This window comes from Puerhibacterium puerhi (assembly GCF_009846865.1).
GTDB lineage: Bacteria > Actinomycetota > Actinomycetes > Actinomycetales > Cellulomonadaceae > Puerhibacterium > Puerhibacterium puerhi.
The window spans coordinates 49,486-66,000 of record NZ_WUWN01000014.1 but is presented as its reverse complement, the minus strand read 5'-3'; the positions used below and the strand labels follow the sequence as shown (position 1 = coordinate 66,000).

The following is a 16,515-nucleotide window of genomic DNA, read 5'->3' as shown; positions in this document are numbered from 1 at the left end:
TCCCTACCGCCGCCCCTCGGCGCGGGCCTTGAGCCCGGCGGCCTCCATGGCGAGGTAGCGCTCGGTGAGCCTCCCGTACAGCCGGCCCACCACTCCCCCGAGCGGCCCGCTCATCACGACCCTCAGCTCGACCCGGGTGGTGCCGTCCGACAGCGGCTCGCACACGTGGTGGGCCTGCACGGTGCTGCCGGGCTGGCGCTGCTCCCACCGGAAGGCGCTGTCGGGCTCGAGCGCGGTCACCGTGTACGTGCCGGTCGGGATCCGCGGCTGGGAGACCGCGACCCGCGAGCCCACGGCCAGCGGGCCGTCGTCGAGCCGGCGGACGCTGCGCACCGAGGCCGTCCACTCCGGCCACCGCTCGACGTCGACGAGCACCTCCCACACGCGGTGCGGGGAGGCGGCCACGTCGACGCTGGTGCGCAGCTCCACGCGCCCATCGTCGCAAGGCCCGGCCCCGCCCGGAAGGCTGAACCCTCCGGGCGGGACCGGGTCTTCCGCCCGGGTGCACGGCGCCCGGCCTAGAAGCGCAGGAGCACCTTCGACGAGCGCGACGGGTCCGCCGCGACGGCGAACGCCTCGAGCGCCTGCTCGGCGGGCAGCTCGTGGCTGACGACGGGGTCGACGACGAGGGTGCCGTCGGCCATCGCCTCGAGCACCTGGTCCAACTCCTCGTTGAACCGGAACGAGCCCCGCACGTCGAGCTCGCGGGTCACGACGAGGGAGAGCAGCGCCGGCTGCGGCCCGCTCGGCATGAGGCCGACCAGGACGAGCGTGCCGCCGCGCGCGGCGCCGCGCACCGCCGACTCCAGCCCGGGCGTCGAGCCCGAGCACTCGAGCACGACGTCCGCCTCCACCGCGGCGATCGCCTCGGCGTCGGCGGCCGCGAGGGTCTCGTCGGCGCCGAGCGCCCGCGCGACGTCGCGCGGGTGCTCGTGCACGTCGACGGCGACGACGCGCGCGGCGCCGTGGTGGCGCAGCACGCTCACCGCGAGCGCACCGATCGGCCCCGCCCCCACCACGAGCGCCACCCGGCCGCGCACGTCGCCCGCCCGGTCCACCGCATGCCAGGCGACGGCGGCCGGCTCGGCCAGCGCGGCGGTCCGCAGGTCGAGCCCCGCCGGCAGCGCCCGCAGCAGCCGGGACGGCACCGCGACGAGCGACGCGAACGCGCCGTCGGAGTGCGGGTACGTCGCGGCGCTGCCGAGGTACGTGGCGCCCGGCGAGATGTTGGGCCGCTCGTGCGGGTAGCGGCCGGGCGCGGTGCCCCGGGTCGCCGGGTGGACGGCGACCCGGGCCCCGGCCGCCGGACCGGACCCGTCGCGCGCCGCCGCGACGACCGTGCCCGCGACCTCGTGCCCGAGCCGCATCGGCGCCCGGAGCACCGACTCCCCGGCCGCGCCGTGCCGCCAGTAGTGCAGGTCCGAGCCGCAGATGCCGCCGTACGCGATGCGCACCAGCGCCTCGTCCTCGCGGGGCCGCGGGGCCGGCTGCCGCTCGACCCGCAGGTCGCCGGCCCCGTGGGCGACGACGGCGAGCACCGGGTCGCCCGGCGGCGCGGGGGTCGGGACGGGGGCGGTGGTGGAGCTGGTCATCGTGCAGCCTCTCTCGGTCGTGCTCAGCCGGTCGTGCTCAGCGCGCGGCGGCCGCGCGCTCGTCGGTGGCGTTCTCCGGGACCGTCAGGTCGCGGTCGCGCGTCTCGGGCGCCGTCAGCGCGGCGACGAGCGCGAGCACCATCGCCAGGGTCATGTAGACGGCGACGGGCAGCCACGAGCCGGAGAACGCCGTCACCAGGGCGGCGGCGAGCAGCGGCGCGAAGCCACCGCCGAGCACCGCCGCGAACTCCCGCCCGAGCGTGACGCCGGCGTAGCGGTACCGCGACCCGAACAGCTCCGGGAAGTAGCTCATCGTGACGGCGACGCCGCCCTGGCAGGCCAGCATGAAGCCCACGATCATCACGAGGTAGATCAGGGCGAGGTTGCCCGAGCTGAGCGCCATGAACGTCGGGTACGGCAGCACCAGCAGGACGGCGGCGATGGCGATGAACACCGGCCTGCGCCCGAACCGGTCGGACAGGCGGCCGAAGAGGAACGCGCCGATGCCGCCGAAGATCGCGCCGACGAGCAGGATCTGGGGCACCGCGGAGGCGTCGATCGCCACGTCCTCCTTGAGGTAGGAGGCCATGAACACCTGGTAGGTGTACGACTGCACGCTCAGCCCCACGGTCATGAACGTGACCATCAGCAGCGGCCTGCGGCCGTTGCGGAAGACCTCGCGCACCGGCGCGCTGGAGGTGTGGCGCTGCTCCTTGGCCTCGCGGAAGACCGGCGTGTCGGTGAGCTTGCGCCGGAACACGTACGCCGAGGCGGTGACGAGGATGCTGGACAGGAACACGACGCGCCAGCCCCAGCTCATGAGGTCGTCCTCGGGCAGCAGCTGCACGAGCGCCCAGGCGCCGGCGCCGAGCACCGTGCCGAGGGCGGCCCCGACCATGACGAACGACGCGAGGCGTCCGCGCTTGCCCCGCGGCGCCGTCTCGGTCAGCAGCGTGGCACCGCCCGACTGCTCGGCGCCGGCGCCGAAGCCCTGGCCGAAGCGGCACAGCACCAGCAGCGCCGGTGCCAGCAGGCCGGCCTGGTGGTACGTGGGCAGCAGGCCGATCGCCAGCGTGGAGACGCCCATGAGGAACAGGGTCGCCACGAGGACCCACTTGCGTCCGATGCGGTCGCCGTAGCGCGAGAAGAAGAAGCCGCCGAGCGGTCGGGCGCAGAACCCGACGGCGTAGGCGCTGAAGCTGGCCAGGATGCCGGCCGCCGGCGAGATGTTCGGGAAGAACAGCTCGCTGAACACGAGCGCCGAGGCCGTGCCGTAGAGCACGAAGTCGTAGTTCTCCAGCGCCGTCCCGACGAGGCCGGCCATGGCGGCGCGCCGGACCTCCCGGGGCTCGGGCTGCGCGTCGGGGCGTGGGGCGCGGGTGCGCGCCTCGGTGGGCGTCGCGGTGGTTGCGGGGTCCATGTGCTGGCTCCTCCGGTCAGGCTCCCGTCGCCGGGAGCGGGTCACTTCGTCGTGACGACCACTGCGGGTCGTGCGGGCGTCGTCGCCCGGGCCGGCGGTCGGCCGGCCGTGCGCGTGCGTCCGGTCGGCGGTCAGGCCTCGCGGGCGGCGGCGCGGGAGCGTGCGGCCTCCGCCGCGGCCTCCCGCGGGCCGTGGGTGGTGATCAGGTCGACGTACTCGGCGACCCGGGCCAGCAGGTCCGGGCGCTCGGCCAGGTCGGCGCCGAAGACGCCGCCGTGGCGGAACACCGCCTCGACGAGATCGCGGGCCGTGCCGGCCTCGCGCGCCAGCGCGGCGAGCCGCGGCGCCGCCGGGTCGGCCATGGCCCGCGCGTGCGGGCCGGGGTCGAAGCCGTCGGGCGGCGCGACGCAGCAGAGCCACGCAGCGACCGTGAGCGCCAGGTGCTGCGGGACGACGCCGCGGTCGAGCAGCCGGGTCGCCGGCTCGGGGACGCGCTGGGGCAGCTTGACGGAGCCGTCGGAGCCGACCTGGCTCGTCCGGTGCCCGAGCGCGGAGTTCGACCAGCGCGCGAAGAGCTCGTCGACGTAGGCCTCGGGGTCGAAGCCGGACGGCAGCTCGATGCTGGGCAGGTACTCGTCGGCGATCACGGCGCGCGCCGCCTGCTCGACGAAGTCCTGGGCCCGCGAGTCCGGGATCGTCGCGCGGCCGTCCAGGGCGCCCAGGTAGGCGATGAGCGAGTGCGTGCCGTTCAGCAGGCGCAGCTTGACCAGCTCGTACGCGTCCACCTCGTCGCTGAAGACGGCTCCGGCGCGCTCCCACGCCGGGCGTCCGGCGGCGAAGCGGTCCTCGACCACCCACATGCTGAAGGGCTCGGCGGGCACCGGAGCGCGGTCGTCCAGGCCGGTCAGGCGCCGCACCTCGGCCGCGTACCGCGGCGCGCTCGCGGGGACGATGCGGTCGACCATCGTGTTGGGGAAGGTCACCGTCCGCTCGACCCAGTCGACGACGTCGGGGTGGGCACCGGCGGCCGCGAGGAAGTCGAGCACCAGGCCGCGGGTGGTGGCGCCGTTGGCCTGCACGTTGTCGCACGACAGCACCGTCAGCGGCGCCGCGTGGGACAGCGCGCGCCGCTCGAGGGCCCGCGCGACCTGGCCGACCGTCGTGCGCGGCGCCCCGCCGCGCACGTCGTGGCGCACGTCGTCGGCGTCGAGGTCGAGGCGCCCCGTGCGGGGCGCGATCCGGTAGCCGTGCTCGGTGACGGTCAGCGTCACCACGCGCACCGCGGGGTCGGCGATCGCGGCGACCACCGCGTGCGGGTCCTCGGCCGCGACGAGCGTCCCGGTGTGGACCCCGGGGACGCTGACCCGGGAGCCCTCCGGCGACAGCTGCAGCACCGAGTAGAGGTGGTCCTGCGCGCGCAGCGCGTCCACCACCGTGCGCGAGCGGTTGGCCACGCCGAGGATGCCCCAGTCGCCGGGCTCGGCGCCCTGGGCCACGGCCGTGTACACGGCCTGGTGGGCGCGGTGGAAGTTGCCCAGCCCGAGGTGCACGATGCCCGTGCGCCCGGGCGGCGGGCCGGTCAGCAGGTCGGCGCTGCCCGCGAGCGCGGCGCGGCCGAGGGGCCGGGTGGCGGCGGTCGTCGTCGTCATCGGGTCACCAGTCCGTCAGGGTGCCGTCGAGCCGGCGGGCGACCGGCAGGTAGGCGGGGTCGTAGGGGTACCGCGCGGCGAGCCGCTCGTCGAACCCGACGCCGACGCCGGGCTCCTGCCCGGGGTGCAGGTAGCCGTCGGCGTAGCTCCAGGCGTGCGGGAACACCTCGTGGACGAGGTCGGCGTAGCCCATGTACTCCTGGATGGCGAAGTTGTGCGTGGACATCCCCAGGTGGACGCTCGCGCCGAAGGACACGGGCGACACGTCCGAGGGCCCGTGGGGGGCGCCCCGGACCTGGAAGGCCTCCGCGAGCGCGAAGATCTTGCGCAGGTGGCTGACCCCGCCGGCGTGCACGACGGCGACGCGGACGAAGTCGACGAGCTGCTCGGTGACCAGGTGGTGCAGGTCGAAGACGGTGTTGAACACCTCGCCGATCGCCAGCGGGGTGGTGGTGTGCTGGCGCACCAGGCGCAGCGCCTCCTGGTTCTCGGCGGGCGTGACGTCCTCCAGCCAGTACAGGTCGACCGGCTCCAGCGCCTTGCCCAGCCGCGCCGCCTGCTGCGGCGTGAGGCGGTGGTGGGCGTCGTGCAGCAGCTCGAGCTCGTGCCCGACGTGGTCGCGCACGGCCGCCAGCGCGGCGGGGGCGTGCCGCAGGTAGGCCGAGGTGTCCCAGCGCTCCTCCGCGGGCGCGGCCCCGCGGGCGGCGGGCTCGTACGCCGCGACGTCCTTGTGCACGCCGTAGACGGTGGGCAGCCCGGGGACGCCGAACTGCGCGCGCACCGCCCGGAAGCCCTGCTCGCGCCGGGCGTCGACGGCGTCGAGCAGCGCCGACGTGTCCCACGCGGACGCGTGGGTGTAGGTCAGGACCCGGTCGCGCACGGCGCCGCCGAGCAGCTGGTAGAGGGGCTGGCCGGCACGCTTGGCGAGGATGTCCCACAGGGCCACGTCGACGGCGCCGATCGCCGCCATCGTGATCGGGCCGCGCCGCCAGTAGGCACCGCGGTACAGGTACTGCCACGTGTCCTCGATGCGGGCCGGGTCGCGGCCCACGAGCAGGGGCGCCACGTGGTCGCGCAGGTAGGAGGCGACCGCCAGCTCGCGGCCGTTGACCGTGGCGTCGCCGTGCCCGACGACGCCGTCCGCGGTGGTGATCCGCAGGGTCACGTAGTTGCGGCCGGGGCTGGTGAGGAAGACCTCCGCCCCGACGATCGTGTCGGTCATGCCACGGGCTCCTGGGTCTCGATCGGGACCGTCCGCTCCAGCGGCCGCCCCTGGGCGAGCGCGTCGACGTTGGCCGCGACGTCGCGCACGCGGCCGAGGAAGGTCTGCCGGGTGACGCCGGACAGGTGCGGCGTCATGAGGACGTTGTCGAGCGTGTGGAACGGCTCGCTCGCGGGGGCCGCCCGCCCGTCCGGCCCGGGGTACGAGTACCAGACGTCGATCGCCGCGCCCTGGATGGTGTGCTCCGCGAGGGCCCGGAACAGCGCCCTCTCGTCGACGACGGGCCCGCGGGCCACGTTGACCAGCACGCCGCGCGGCCCGAGCGCCGCGAGCTCGCGCTCGCCGACGAGACCGCGGGTGCGCCGGTCGAGCGGCACGCTGACGACGAGCACGTCGGACTCCTCGGCGAGGCGCAGCAGGTCGTCGGGCCCGCCGGCCCACGCCAGGCCGGCCGCCCGGGCGTCGACGCGCCCGCTGCCGGTGACGGCGCGCCCCTGGGCGCCGAACACGCGCAGGTACTCCCACGCGGCGGTCCCGATGTTGCCGAAGCCGAGGAACCCCACCTGCGCGGTGCCCAGGGTCTCGGCCTGCGGCATCGCGGCGTCGTACACCGACGAGCGCCACCGCCCCCGGCGCAGCGCTGCGTCCGCCTGCGGCAGCTCGCGGCGCAGCCCGGCCACCGCCCAGACGACGTACTCGGCGATCGAGCGCTCGTGGTGGGCGGTCGTGGCGACCGCGGCTCCCGGCGGCACCGCCGCGGGGTCCACCCGGTCGACGCCCATGCCGGCCACGTGCACGAGCCGCAGCGCGTCGGCGCCCGCGGCGGCCTCGGGCGTCAGCTCCGGGCCGACGAGCACGTCGGCACCGCGCAGGAGCGGGGCCAGCTCGGCGCCGCTCCGGCCGGGCGCCCAGACGACGTCGGTGCCGGCCGGCAGCAGGCGCTCGAGCTCGTCGCGCAGGGGCACGAGGTTGGCGTCGGTGACCACGACCGTGAGCGCGCTCATCGCCCGCCTCCGGGCGTCCAGCCCGAGACCGGCCCGGTCGACCGGCGGACCACCAGCTGGGTGGGCAGGTGGACGGTGGCGGGGGCCGTCTCGTCCGGCTCCTCGCCGGACATGGCGCGGTGCAGCATGTCGATGCTCAGCACGCCGGCGCGAGACGCCGGGACCTGGATGCTGGTCAGCGCGGGCGTGGCGACCTGGGCCATCGACGTGTCGTCGATGCCCACGACGCTCAGGTCGTCCGGCACGGCGAGGCCGAGCTGCGCGGCCCCCTGGACGAGGCCCACCGCGACGAGGTCGTTGTGCCCGATGACCGCCGTGGCGCCGCTGGCCACGACGCTCGCGGCGGCGGCGTTGCCGCCCGCGATCGACTCCGCCTGCCACGGCACGAGCGTGAGCGCGAGGTCGTTCTCCTCGCACAGCCGCCGCATCGCGGCCACGCGCTGGGTGTTCGACCACGAGTACTGGCTGCCCTGCACGTAGGCCACGTGCTCGTGGCCGAGGACCCGCAGGTACTCCAGCGCCTGCCGCAGCCCGTGCTCGGCGTCGGTCAGCACGCTGGGGACCTCGTCGGAGTCCCGGTTGAACAGCACCAGGGGGACCGCGCCGCACAGCTCGCGGATGTCGTGCGCCGGCAGGCGCGGGGCGCAGGCGATGAACCCGTCCACGCGGCCCTGCAGCTCGCCGATCACCTCGCGCTCCCGGTCCGGGCTGCCGTCGGTGTCGGCGAGCACCAGCGTCTGGCGCCGGTACCACCCGTGGGCCTGCGCCGCCTTGACGAACTGGGCGATCACGGGGTTGGCGAGGTCGGGCACCACCATCGCGACGGTCGTCGAGCGGGTGGGCCGGTTGCCCCCGCGCCCGCGGCGCGGGCTGGAGGCGACGTAGCCGAGCTCGTCAGCGGCCTGCACGACGCGGTCGAGCGCCTCGCGCGAGATGCGGTCCGGTTCGCTGAAGGCGCGCGACGCGGTCGAGAGCGAGACGCCCGCGCGCTGAGCGACCTCGGTGAGGGTGGGAACCACGGTGTCCTCCGGTCTCCAGTGACGACCGACACACCTTGCCGTCTTTTGCGCAAGCCTGTCAACCCTTGCGCAAGATTGCGGCACGGCGGCCCGTCGCCGGCGGCGACCCTCAGACCCCCGCGGGTGCGGCGCTCCCGGCCCGGGCCAGGTCGGCGGCCCCGACGATGCCCGCCTGCCCGGACAGGCCGGTGAGCAGCACCTGCGGGGCCGTGCGGAACGACCGGGCGGTCAGGCGCTGCTCGAGGGCCGCGACCGCGGGGGCGCGCAGGATCTCGCCCGCCTCGGCGACGCCGCCGGCGAGGACGAACGCGGCAGGGTCGAGGACGGCGGCCAGCTGGGCCATGCCGCGGCCGATCCACGTGCCGACGATCGCGAAGATCTCCAGCGCCGTGGGGTCCAGCTGCAGCGCCGCCTCGGTGACGACGGGCCCGTCGATGCGCTGGACGTCACCGCCGGCCAGCTCCAGCAGGCGCCGGGCGTTGGCCGGGGCGACGGTCGCCAGCTCGCGCGCCTCGTGCACCAGCGCGGTGCCCGAGCCGTACCGCTCCCAGCACCCGCGCAGCCCGCAGCTGCAGCGCCGCCCGTCGGCCTTGATCTCGATGTGCCCCACCTCGGCGGCGAAGCCGTAGCGGCCCCGCACCAGGCGGCCGCCCTCGAGGATGCCGCCGCCGATGCCGGTGCCGATGGTCAGGATGACCGCCGAGCCCAGCCCCTGCGCGGCGCCGAAGCGGTACTCGGCCCAGGCCGCGGCGTTGGCGTCGTTCTCCACGACCGTCGGCAGGCCCGTGCGGTCGGCGACGGCGGCGCCGAGGTTGACGTTGCGCCACCCCAGGTTGGGCGCCAGCGAGATGGTCGACATGTCGTTGTCGACGAACCCGGGCGCGCCGATCCCGATCGCGCTCACCTCGTGCTCGCGTCCCAGGGACTCGACGATCTCGTCGATCACCGCCAGGGCCGCCGCGAAGTCGTGCGTCGGGCTGGGGCGGCGGACCGAGGCCAGGACGCGGCCGGCGTCGTCCACGACACCGGCCGCGATCTTCGTGCCTCCGACGTCGAGCCCGAGGGCGGTTGCCATGGCGGTCCTTCGCTCGTAGGGGTGGGTGGGGAGGGCGTGCGTCAGCTGAACCCGACCACGCGCTGGGCGACGCGGTAGGCCAGCACCGAGACCCGGCGCCCCGCGGCGCCGGGCAGGTTGCTCAGGTGCCCGAGCGTGCTCCAGCGCAGCCGGCGGTACAGGGTGGGGTCCTCGCGCCGCAGCTCGCGCCAGAGCTGGTCCTTCTCCGCCAGCGCCGCGCGGGTCCCGGACCGGATCAGCAGGATCGAGGAGACGGCGCAGATGATCCGGGCGTAGTGCAGCCGGTAGGCGTGCAGCCGCCGGTCAGTGACCGGCGTGGTCTGCAGGTGGCGCAGCATGAGCCAGTTGACCCGCAGCTGCTGGTCGAGCCGGCGCAGCATCACCGCCTCGTGCACCGACTGGTCCTCGCGGCCGATGAAGTACCGGTACAGGTCGACGTCGAGGTAGTAGGCGGTGCGGACGCGCGCCAGCGGCTCGAAGGCGTACAGGTTGTCGACGTAGAACGTGTGCTCAGGCAGCCGCAGTCCGCACTCCCGCAGCAGCTCGGTGCGGTAGATCATCGAGTGCATCAGCAGGTACTGGCGCTTGCGGAAGCGGCGGGTGTCGCTCCAGGTGAACACCCGCTCGCGCGGCAGCGCGTTGCGGTACCGCACGGCGGTCTTGCGGCGCTTGCCGGCCTTCTCGTACACGTAGTTGCTGACCAGCAGGTCGACGTCGCCGCCGGTGACGAAGCCGCGCAGGGTCTCCAGCACCCGGGCGAAGGCGTCCCGGTCGAGCCAGTCGTCGCTGTCGACGACCTTGACGTACCGGCCGCGGGCCCGGGCCAGCCCCGCGTTGATGGCCGAGCCGTGCCCGCCGTTGGCCTTGCGGACGACCTCGACAGCGCCGGGGTGCGCCTCGGCGTAGCGCTCGGCGAGCGCGGCGGTGCCGTCCGTGGACCCGTCGTCGACGACCAGCACCTCGACGTCCGGGCCCGCCCCGACGAGCGAGTCGAGGCAGCGCTCGAGGTACGCCTCGGCGTTGTAGGCGGGCACGATGACCGACAGGACCGGCTCGGCGACCGGCGCCTGCGTCGTCGCGGCGGGGCGGCGGGCGCCGGCCGGCGCCTCGAGCACGGCGCTCACGCCGCCGGCCTCTCGGCGGGCACCGCCGCGGCGGGCGCCGGGTCGGCGCTCGGCCCGCTGCGGAAGATGACCTTGAAGATCGGGAAGAAGACCCAGAACGAGATCGCCGCGTTGATGATCATCGTGACGACGTCGGCGAGCGTCTCCCCCGTGCCGCCGAGGCCCCACGTGTCGATGAACAGGTCGTAGATCGGCGTCTTGTACAGCCCCTGCAGCGCGGCGGCGACGAGCGTGATGACGACGTACGCCACGGCGTACCAGGTGGCGGCCTTGGCGACGGACGAGCTCGACTTGAACGTGATGTTGCGCTGGGCGAAGAAGTTGATCACCTGCGCGATCAGCAGGGTGATCTGCACGGCCAGGAAGTATGCCAAACCGCCCCCGCCGCCCGGCAGCGGCCCGGCGGCGTAGTCGAAGACGAAGTACTGCGACCCGTCGGGGTTGGACCCGATCGGCCACACCTGGAACGCCGTGTCGACCAGGGACGTCATCCCGAACAGCCACTTGATGAGCGGCATCAGCGCGAGCTGCAGCACGGTGATGCCGTTGCTCAGCACGAGGAACACGACGAACTGGGCGATCCCGGGACGCTGCTCGGCGAACCGCCGCCAGGCGTCCTTGAGTCGGGTGAACATGCGAGAGAGCTCTCTTTCGGAGGTCAGGCGTCGCCGCGCAGCCGGCGGGCGGTGGCACGGTCGGCGCGGCGGGTGCGGACGAACCCGCGGACCGTGGCGCCCGCGCCGCTGAAGAAGTGGCCGTTGACGATGCGGACGATGCCGTCGACCATCTCGGCGCTGACCATGCCGTTCGTCATCTTCGCGATGGCGCGGAACGGCATGTTGAGCAGGAACAGGATGTTGAGGTCGGGCTTGCCCCGGCGCTCGGCGCGGTCGCGCAGGGCCGCGAGGATGCGGTACGCGAGCCGCGCCAGGGGGCTCGGCGCGGTCTGCATCCGGCCCAGCGCATCGTTCGCGCCGAGCGGCCCCGTCCACGCCGCGTCGGGCACGGGTCGGCCGAGCAGCGCGGCGAAGTCCTCGTCCGGCACGTGCTGCACGTCGCCGGTCATGTACCGCTTCGGCACGTCCTCCGTGCGGGCGGGGACGGTGCCGACGAGCTCGACGTCGACCGCGAGCGGCAGGTCGTCGACGTGCGCGCCCGCCAGCACGCGCCAGGCGCCCTGCTCGACCTGCCACGCCCCGGTCGCGGCGTCCCAGTGGCGGAACGCGGCGTCGCCGAGCGGGACCGTCACGGCGCGGGACTCCCCCGGCCCGAGCTCGACGCGGGCGAACCCGGCGAGCGTGCGCACCGGCCGGTGCACGCCGGGCGTCGTGCGGGACACGTACACCTGCACGACGTCGGCGCCCGCGACGGCGCCGGTGTTGGTCACGGTCACGGTCGCGGCGTCGGCCGTGGCGCTCAGGTCGGAGTAGGCGAACGTCGTGTACGACAGGCCGAAGCCGAACGGGAACGTCACCGCGACGCCCGCCGTCGTGTAGTACCGGTAGCCGACGTACAGGCCCTCGCGGTACTCGGCGGTGCGCTGCCGGCCCGGGAACGTGGTGGCGGTCGGGGTGTCGGCCAGCCGCACCGGGACCGTCTCGGCCAGGCGGCCGGCGGGGTTGACCGCACCGGTCAGGACGTCGAGCAGCCCGCCGGCGCCGGCCTGGCCGGCCAGGTAGCCGTGCACCAGGGCCTTGGCGGAGGCGAGCCACGGCATCTCGACGACCCCGCCGGCGGACAGCACCACGACGGTGTTCGGGTTGACGGCGGCGACGGCCGCGAGCAGCTCGGTCTGGGCCGCGTGCAGCTCCAGCGTGGAGCGGTCCAGGCCCTCGGACTCGGCGATCTCGTCCAGGCCGAGGAACAGCAGCGCGACGTCGGCGCCGCGGGCCGCCTCGACCGCCTCGGCGTGCAGCGCGGCGTCGGGCGTGCCGTCGCGCCGGAAGCCGGCGGCGAACGCGGTCATCGTCAGGCCGGACGAGCCGATCAGGTCGAGGACGGAGTCCAGGCGGGTCGGGTTCACGGCCGAGGAGCCGGCGCCCTGGTAGCGCGGCGTGCGCGCGAAGTCGCCGATCACGGCCACGCGGGTACCGGCTGCGAGCGGCAGGACGGCGTCGTCGTTCTTGAGCAGGACGGCGGAGCGGGCGGCGACGCGGCGGGCGAGCGCGTGGTGCGCGGCGGCGTCGACGGCGGGCGCCGTGCCGGGCTCGCGGGCGTCCGCCACGAGCCGCAGCACCTCGGCGGCCCGGGCGTCCAGGTCGGCCTCGGCGAGCCGGCGGTCGTGGACGGCCGCCACGAGCTGGCGTGCGGAGTCCAGGCCCGCGGCGGGCATCTCGAGCGTGCCGCCGGCGGCGGCCGCGGCCACGACGTCGTTGGAGCCGCCCCAGTCGGACACCACCGCCCCGTCGAAGCCCCACTCCTCGCGCAGCACCTGCCGCAGCAGGAACGGGTTCTCGTGGGCGTAGGTGCCGTTGACCCGGTTGTAGGCCGACATGATCGTGCGCGGCCGGGCCTCGGTGACGACGGTCCCGAACGCCGAGAGGTACACCTCGCGCAGCGTCCGCTCGTCGACGACGGAGTCGGACGCCATCCGGCGCAGCTCCTGGGAGTTGGCGGCGAAGTGCTTGGGGCAGGCAGCGACGCCCGCCGACTGGATGCCCCGCACGTACCCGGCGGCCAGCCTCCCGGCCAGCAGCGGGTCCTCGGAGAAGTACTCGAAGTTGCGCCCGCCCAGCGGCGAGCGCTTGATGTTCAGGCCCGGGCCCAGCAGCACGTCGACGTCTTGCGCCGCGGCCTCGGCGCCGAGCGCCCGCCCGACCTCCTCGGCCAGCTCCGGGTCCCAGGTGTTGGCCACGGCGGCCGCCGTCGGGAAGCAGGTCGCCGGCTGCGACTCCGCGATGCCCAGGTGGTCGGCCGCCCCGGTCTGCTTGCGCACGCCGTGCGGGCCGTCGGCCAGCCACAGCGACCGCACGCCGTGCCGCGGCAGGTCGTGGGTCTCCCAGACGGTCTTGCCGGTCAGCAGGGCGGCCTTCTCCAGCAGGGTCAGGTTCTCGACCTGCCCGGCCGCCCTCGTCGCTTCGCTCACGCGGAGCCTTCCCTTCGCACGCTGTTGCTGGGTCTGGCGCGTCCGCTCGCGCCCGGGCGGGCCGGGCCGCGCTCGCTCCGCATCGGGAGGAGGCGGCCCGGCCGCGCCCGTCGGCCCGGTGCCGTCACCGGGCCACCGGGCGCCGCCGTCAGGCGCCGGCGCCCGCGCCGGGGCGCGCCTCGACGCGCCGCTGGCGCACCAGCTTCCGCGTGACGAGGAAGACGGTCCCCGCCAGCAGCAGGCCGATGACGACGTCCGCCCCGATCAGCGCCTTCTGCCACAGCGGGGTGACCGGCACGATGCGGCTGTCGGAGGACAGGCCGTTCATCGCGTTGCTCTGCGCCACGGCGTAGGCGACGTTGTGCGCGGCCTGGCGCATGTTCGCCAGCACGGTCGGCGTCATCTGCTCGTCGGACAGCTTCCACAGGCTCGCGTCGGTGTTGAGCCACAGGTCCGTCCCGGCGGCGAGGCCGGCGCGCAGGTCCTCGTAGGCGAACACGTCGAAGGACGCCTGGTCGGTGACGACCACGCCCCGGAAGCCCCACTCGTCGCGCAGGGTCGCGGTCATCAGCCCCGCGTGGGCGCCGGACCACCGGGCGCCGAGGCGGTTCATCGACGCCATCGCGCCGCGGGCGCCGCCCTCGCGCACCGTGAGCTCGAACGGCGTCAGGTACAGCTCGCGGACGGCCTGCTCGTCGGCGAACGTCGCCAGGCCGATGCGGTTGGTCTCCTGGTCGTTGAGCGCGAAGTGCTTCATGAACACCAGGACGCCCTTGGACTGCGCCCCGTCGACGACGGCGGCGCCCATCTTCCCGGACAGCACCGAGTCCTCGGCGTAGTACTCGAAGTTGCGGCCGCTGTACGGGGAGCGGTGGATGTTCATCGCCGGGCCGTACCAGCCGGCGACGCCGAGGGCGAGGCTGTCCTCGCCGATGGCGGCGCCGAACTCCTCGGCGAGCGCGTCGTTCCACGTCGAGGCGAGCACGATGGCCGGCGGGTAGCCCATGCCGCTCTTGCCGCCCACGAGGGTGTCGGAGATGCCGGCGGGGCCGTCCTTGTCGGTGGTGCCGGGCAGGCCGATCGAGTCGACGCGCTTGGTGGCGTAGCCGCCCACGCGCACGAGCTCGTCCGTCTCCTCGACGGTCATCTGGTCGAGCAGCGCGTCCCAGGACGGGGCGTCGTAGTCCTCGCCGACGAGGGTGGCGGTGTTCAGCTCGCCGTACTCGTCGCTGACCGTGTCGAACGCGGGGCTGGTGGCCTCCGGGTCCTCGACCGACGGGATCTCCAGGTCGGCGAGCAGCTGCTCGGGCGCCGTCCACTCGCCGTCCTGGTAGGTCGCAGGCCACGTGCCGGCCCAGTCGGAGCGGCTGAGGTAGGTGAAGCCCTCGTCGTAGTGGCGCAGGTCGACGTCGGCGAACTGGTTGGTGATCGGCTCGCCGGTGGCCTGGGAGACGGCGTAGGTCGTGGCGTCCAGGTCGCCGACGGTGACCTGGTGGGCGAAGCCGGCGTCGCCGTCGGCGTCCATGCCGTCCGCCGTGGTCTTGCCCTTGGCGGCGAGGATGTTGTTCAGCGCGGTGTGCGCGTCCGTCCCGGCGGCCAGGTAGTAGTCGCCGGCGTCGACGACGTAGGTGCCCGCGCCGTCGGCGTCGTACGCCTTCATCAGCTCCTTGGGGACGGTCACGGTGACCGTCTCCGAGGCGCCGGCGTCCAGCGCGGAGGTCTTGGCGTAGCCGGCCAGCTCGACCGCGGACTTCTCGATGCCGTGCTCGCGGTCGTAGTCGGTGTACGGCGACTGCAGGTAGACCTGGACGACGTCCTTGCCGGCGACGTCGCCGGTGTTGGTCACGGTGACCTGCACCGCGAACTCGTCGTCGCTCTCGGTCACCCCGTAGTCCGACCACTCGAACGTCGTGTACGACTCGCCGTGCCCGAACGGGTACTGGACCTGCGTGGCGTAGTCGAACGCGGACGCCTGCTCGTTGCCGAGGACGACGTCCTCGTAGCGGGTCTCGTAGTAGCGGTAGCCGACGTAGATGCCCTCGGCGTAGACCATGTACTGGTTGCCGCGGTCGATCGAGCTGTTGGTGATGGAGTAGCTGCCCAGGTTCGCGATGCTCGGGGCGCTCAGGGAGTCGTAGGCGTAGGTGTCCACCAGCGCGCCCGACGGGTTGACCTCGCCGGTGAGCACCTGGCCGACGGCGGCGGCGCCGGTCTGGCCGAGGGCGCCGATCCACAGGGTGGCGTCGACGTCGTACTCCTCGAGGAAGCCCAGCTCGAGCGGGTTCTGCGTGTTGAGCAGGACCACGACGGTCGAGAAGCTGTCCGTGACGGACTGCAGCAGGTCGCGCTCGTCGCCGGTGAGCTGCAGGTAGGTGCTGCCCGCCGCGTCCGGGGTGTGGGCCAGGTCGCCGCTCTCGCCGCCGGAGCGGCCGAGGACCACGACGGCCCCGTCGCCGTACTCGCCGTAGCTCGCCTTCACCTCGTCGGTGTAGGCGCTCTGCGGCACCTCGTTGACGTTGAACTCGCCCTCGCCGTACACGTCGGGGGTGGTCTTGCGGTAGTCCTTGCCCGGGCCGGACGCGTAGAAGTCCCACAGCGTCGGGTTGACCTCGAGGCCCGCGTCGGCGAAGGACGACTCGAGGCTGACCGCCTTGGCCGGGTCGACCGACCCGGCGCCCCCGCCGCCGTAGACCGGGTCGACGGCGTCCTGCCCGAACACGCTGATCTTGGCGCCCGCGGCGAGCGGCAGCCCGCCGTCGTTCTGCACGAGGGTGATGCCCTCCTGGGAGATCCGCGTCCCGACGGACGCGAGGTGCTCCTGGCGCTCCTCGTCGCTGGTGAAGTCGCTCGTGAAGTACTCGGCCTTCTCGCCGTCGGCGGAGACGACCTTCTGCGTCGGCTGGTCGAGGTAGACCGACACGAGGTCGGAGTACTTGCCGGCGTACACGTTGCCGACCACGAGCCCCACGCCCAGTGCCGCGCACAGGGCGTAGGTACCGACGGCGATCGGCATCGACAGCCGCCGGTTCTTCTTTCGCTGGGACATGCTGAGCCTCTCTCGGTGAGGGGTGGCGGGCCGCGCGACGACGTGCGGTCCGTGCAGTGCTGGTGCGCGCTCGCGGCCTCGGGCTGCGGTGCGACCGGGGGTGGACGGGCGCGTCAGCGGCTGGTCGTCGTCGACATCCAGGCCCGGGTCGCGCACCGACCCGGACGCGGTGATCGAAGCAGACCGCGGGAGGCCGCAGAACGGCGCATGCATGAATTGCGCGTTGCGGAGCACAAACTGTCGTCTTGCGCCACCGCACGGCCGCGGGTGGGTCAGGCG

At 74.4% G+C, this 16,515-nt stretch carries 12 protein-coding genes; all 12 read right to left on the bottom strand.

Annotated features, from left to right (window positions below):
- Nucleotides 1-3: 3 nt before the first annotated feature.
- On the bottom strand, nt 4-429 hold the full coding sequence (locus GSF02_RS09680) for an SRPBCC family protein (protein WP_159795237.1): 426 nt from the start codon (nt 427-429) through the stop codon (nt 4-6).
- An 89-nt stretch (nt 430-518) separates the two neighbouring features.
- Entirely contained in the window at nt 519-1,592 is a 1,074-nt protein-coding gene (locus tag GSF02_RS09675) for a zinc-binding dehydrogenase (protein WP_159795234.1), read from the bottom strand.
- Between the two features lie 37 nt (nt 1,593-1,629).
- Nucleotides 1,630-3,012, bottom strand: coding sequence for an MFS transporter (locus GSF02_RS09670; protein WP_159795231.1), 1,383 nt, complete (start codon nt 3,010-3,012; stop codon nt 1,630-1,632).
- Nucleotides 3,013-3,143: 131 nt separating this feature from the next.
- Nucleotides 3,144-4,661, bottom strand: coding sequence for a mannitol dehydrogenase family protein (locus GSF02_RS09665; protein WP_159795228.1), 1,518 nt, complete (start codon nt 4,659-4,661; stop codon nt 3,144-3,146).
- A gap of 4 nt (nt 4,662-4,665) precedes the next feature.
- Entirely contained in the window at nt 4,666-5,883 is a 1,218-nt protein-coding gene (gene manD, locus GSF02_RS09660) for a D-mannonate dehydratase ManD (RefSeq protein WP_159795225.1), read from the bottom strand.
- Entirely contained in the window at nt 5,880-6,887 is a 1,008-nt protein-coding gene (locus tag GSF02_RS09655; RefSeq protein WP_159795222.1) for a 2-hydroxyacid dehydrogenase, read from the bottom strand. Before GSF02_RS09655 ends, manD begins: the two co-directional genes overlap by 4 nt.
- On the bottom strand, nt 6,884-7,906 hold the full coding sequence (locus tag GSF02_RS09650) for a LacI family DNA-binding transcriptional regulator (protein ID WP_159795219.1): 1,023 nt from the start codon (nt 7,904-7,906) through the stop codon (nt 6,884-6,886). The genes GSF02_RS09655 and GSF02_RS09650 overlap by 4 nt, the downstream gene beginning before the upstream one ends.
- Before the next feature lie 109 nt (nt 7,907-8,015).
- Nucleotides 8,016-8,981: an ROK family glucokinase gene (locus GSF02_RS09645; RefSeq protein WP_159795216.1), complete on the bottom strand. Its 966-nt coding sequence runs from the start codon at nt 8,979-8,981 to the stop codon at nt 8,016-8,018.
- Nucleotides 8,982-9,022: 41 nt separating this feature from the next.
- Nucleotides 9,023-10,105 (bottom strand): glycosyltransferase family 2 protein, encoded by a 1,083-nt coding sequence (locus GSF02_RS09640; RefSeq protein WP_235915481.1) that lies wholly within the window; start codon nt 10,103-10,105, stop codon nt 9,023-9,025.
- A complete protein-coding gene (locus tag GSF02_RS09635) occupies nt 10,102-10,740 on the bottom strand; it encodes a GtrA family protein (RefSeq protein WP_159795213.1) in 639 nt (212 codons plus the stop codon). Before GSF02_RS09635 ends, GSF02_RS09640 begins: the two co-directional genes overlap by 4 nt.
- Nucleotides 10,741-10,763: 23 nt before the next feature.
- Nucleotides 10,764-13,190, bottom strand: a complete 2,427-nt coding sequence (locus tag GSF02_RS09630) for a glycoside hydrolase family 3 C-terminal domain-containing protein (protein ID WP_159795210.1) — start codon at nt 13,188-13,190, stop codon at nt 10,764-10,766.
- A 148-nt stretch (nt 13,191-13,338) separates the two neighbouring features.
- Nucleotides 13,339-16,236, bottom strand: a complete 2,898-nt coding sequence (locus GSF02_RS09625; protein ID WP_159795207.1) for a glycoside hydrolase family 3 protein — start codon at nt 16,234-16,236, stop codon at nt 13,339-13,341.
- Nucleotides 16,237-16,515 lie beyond the last annotated feature (279 nt).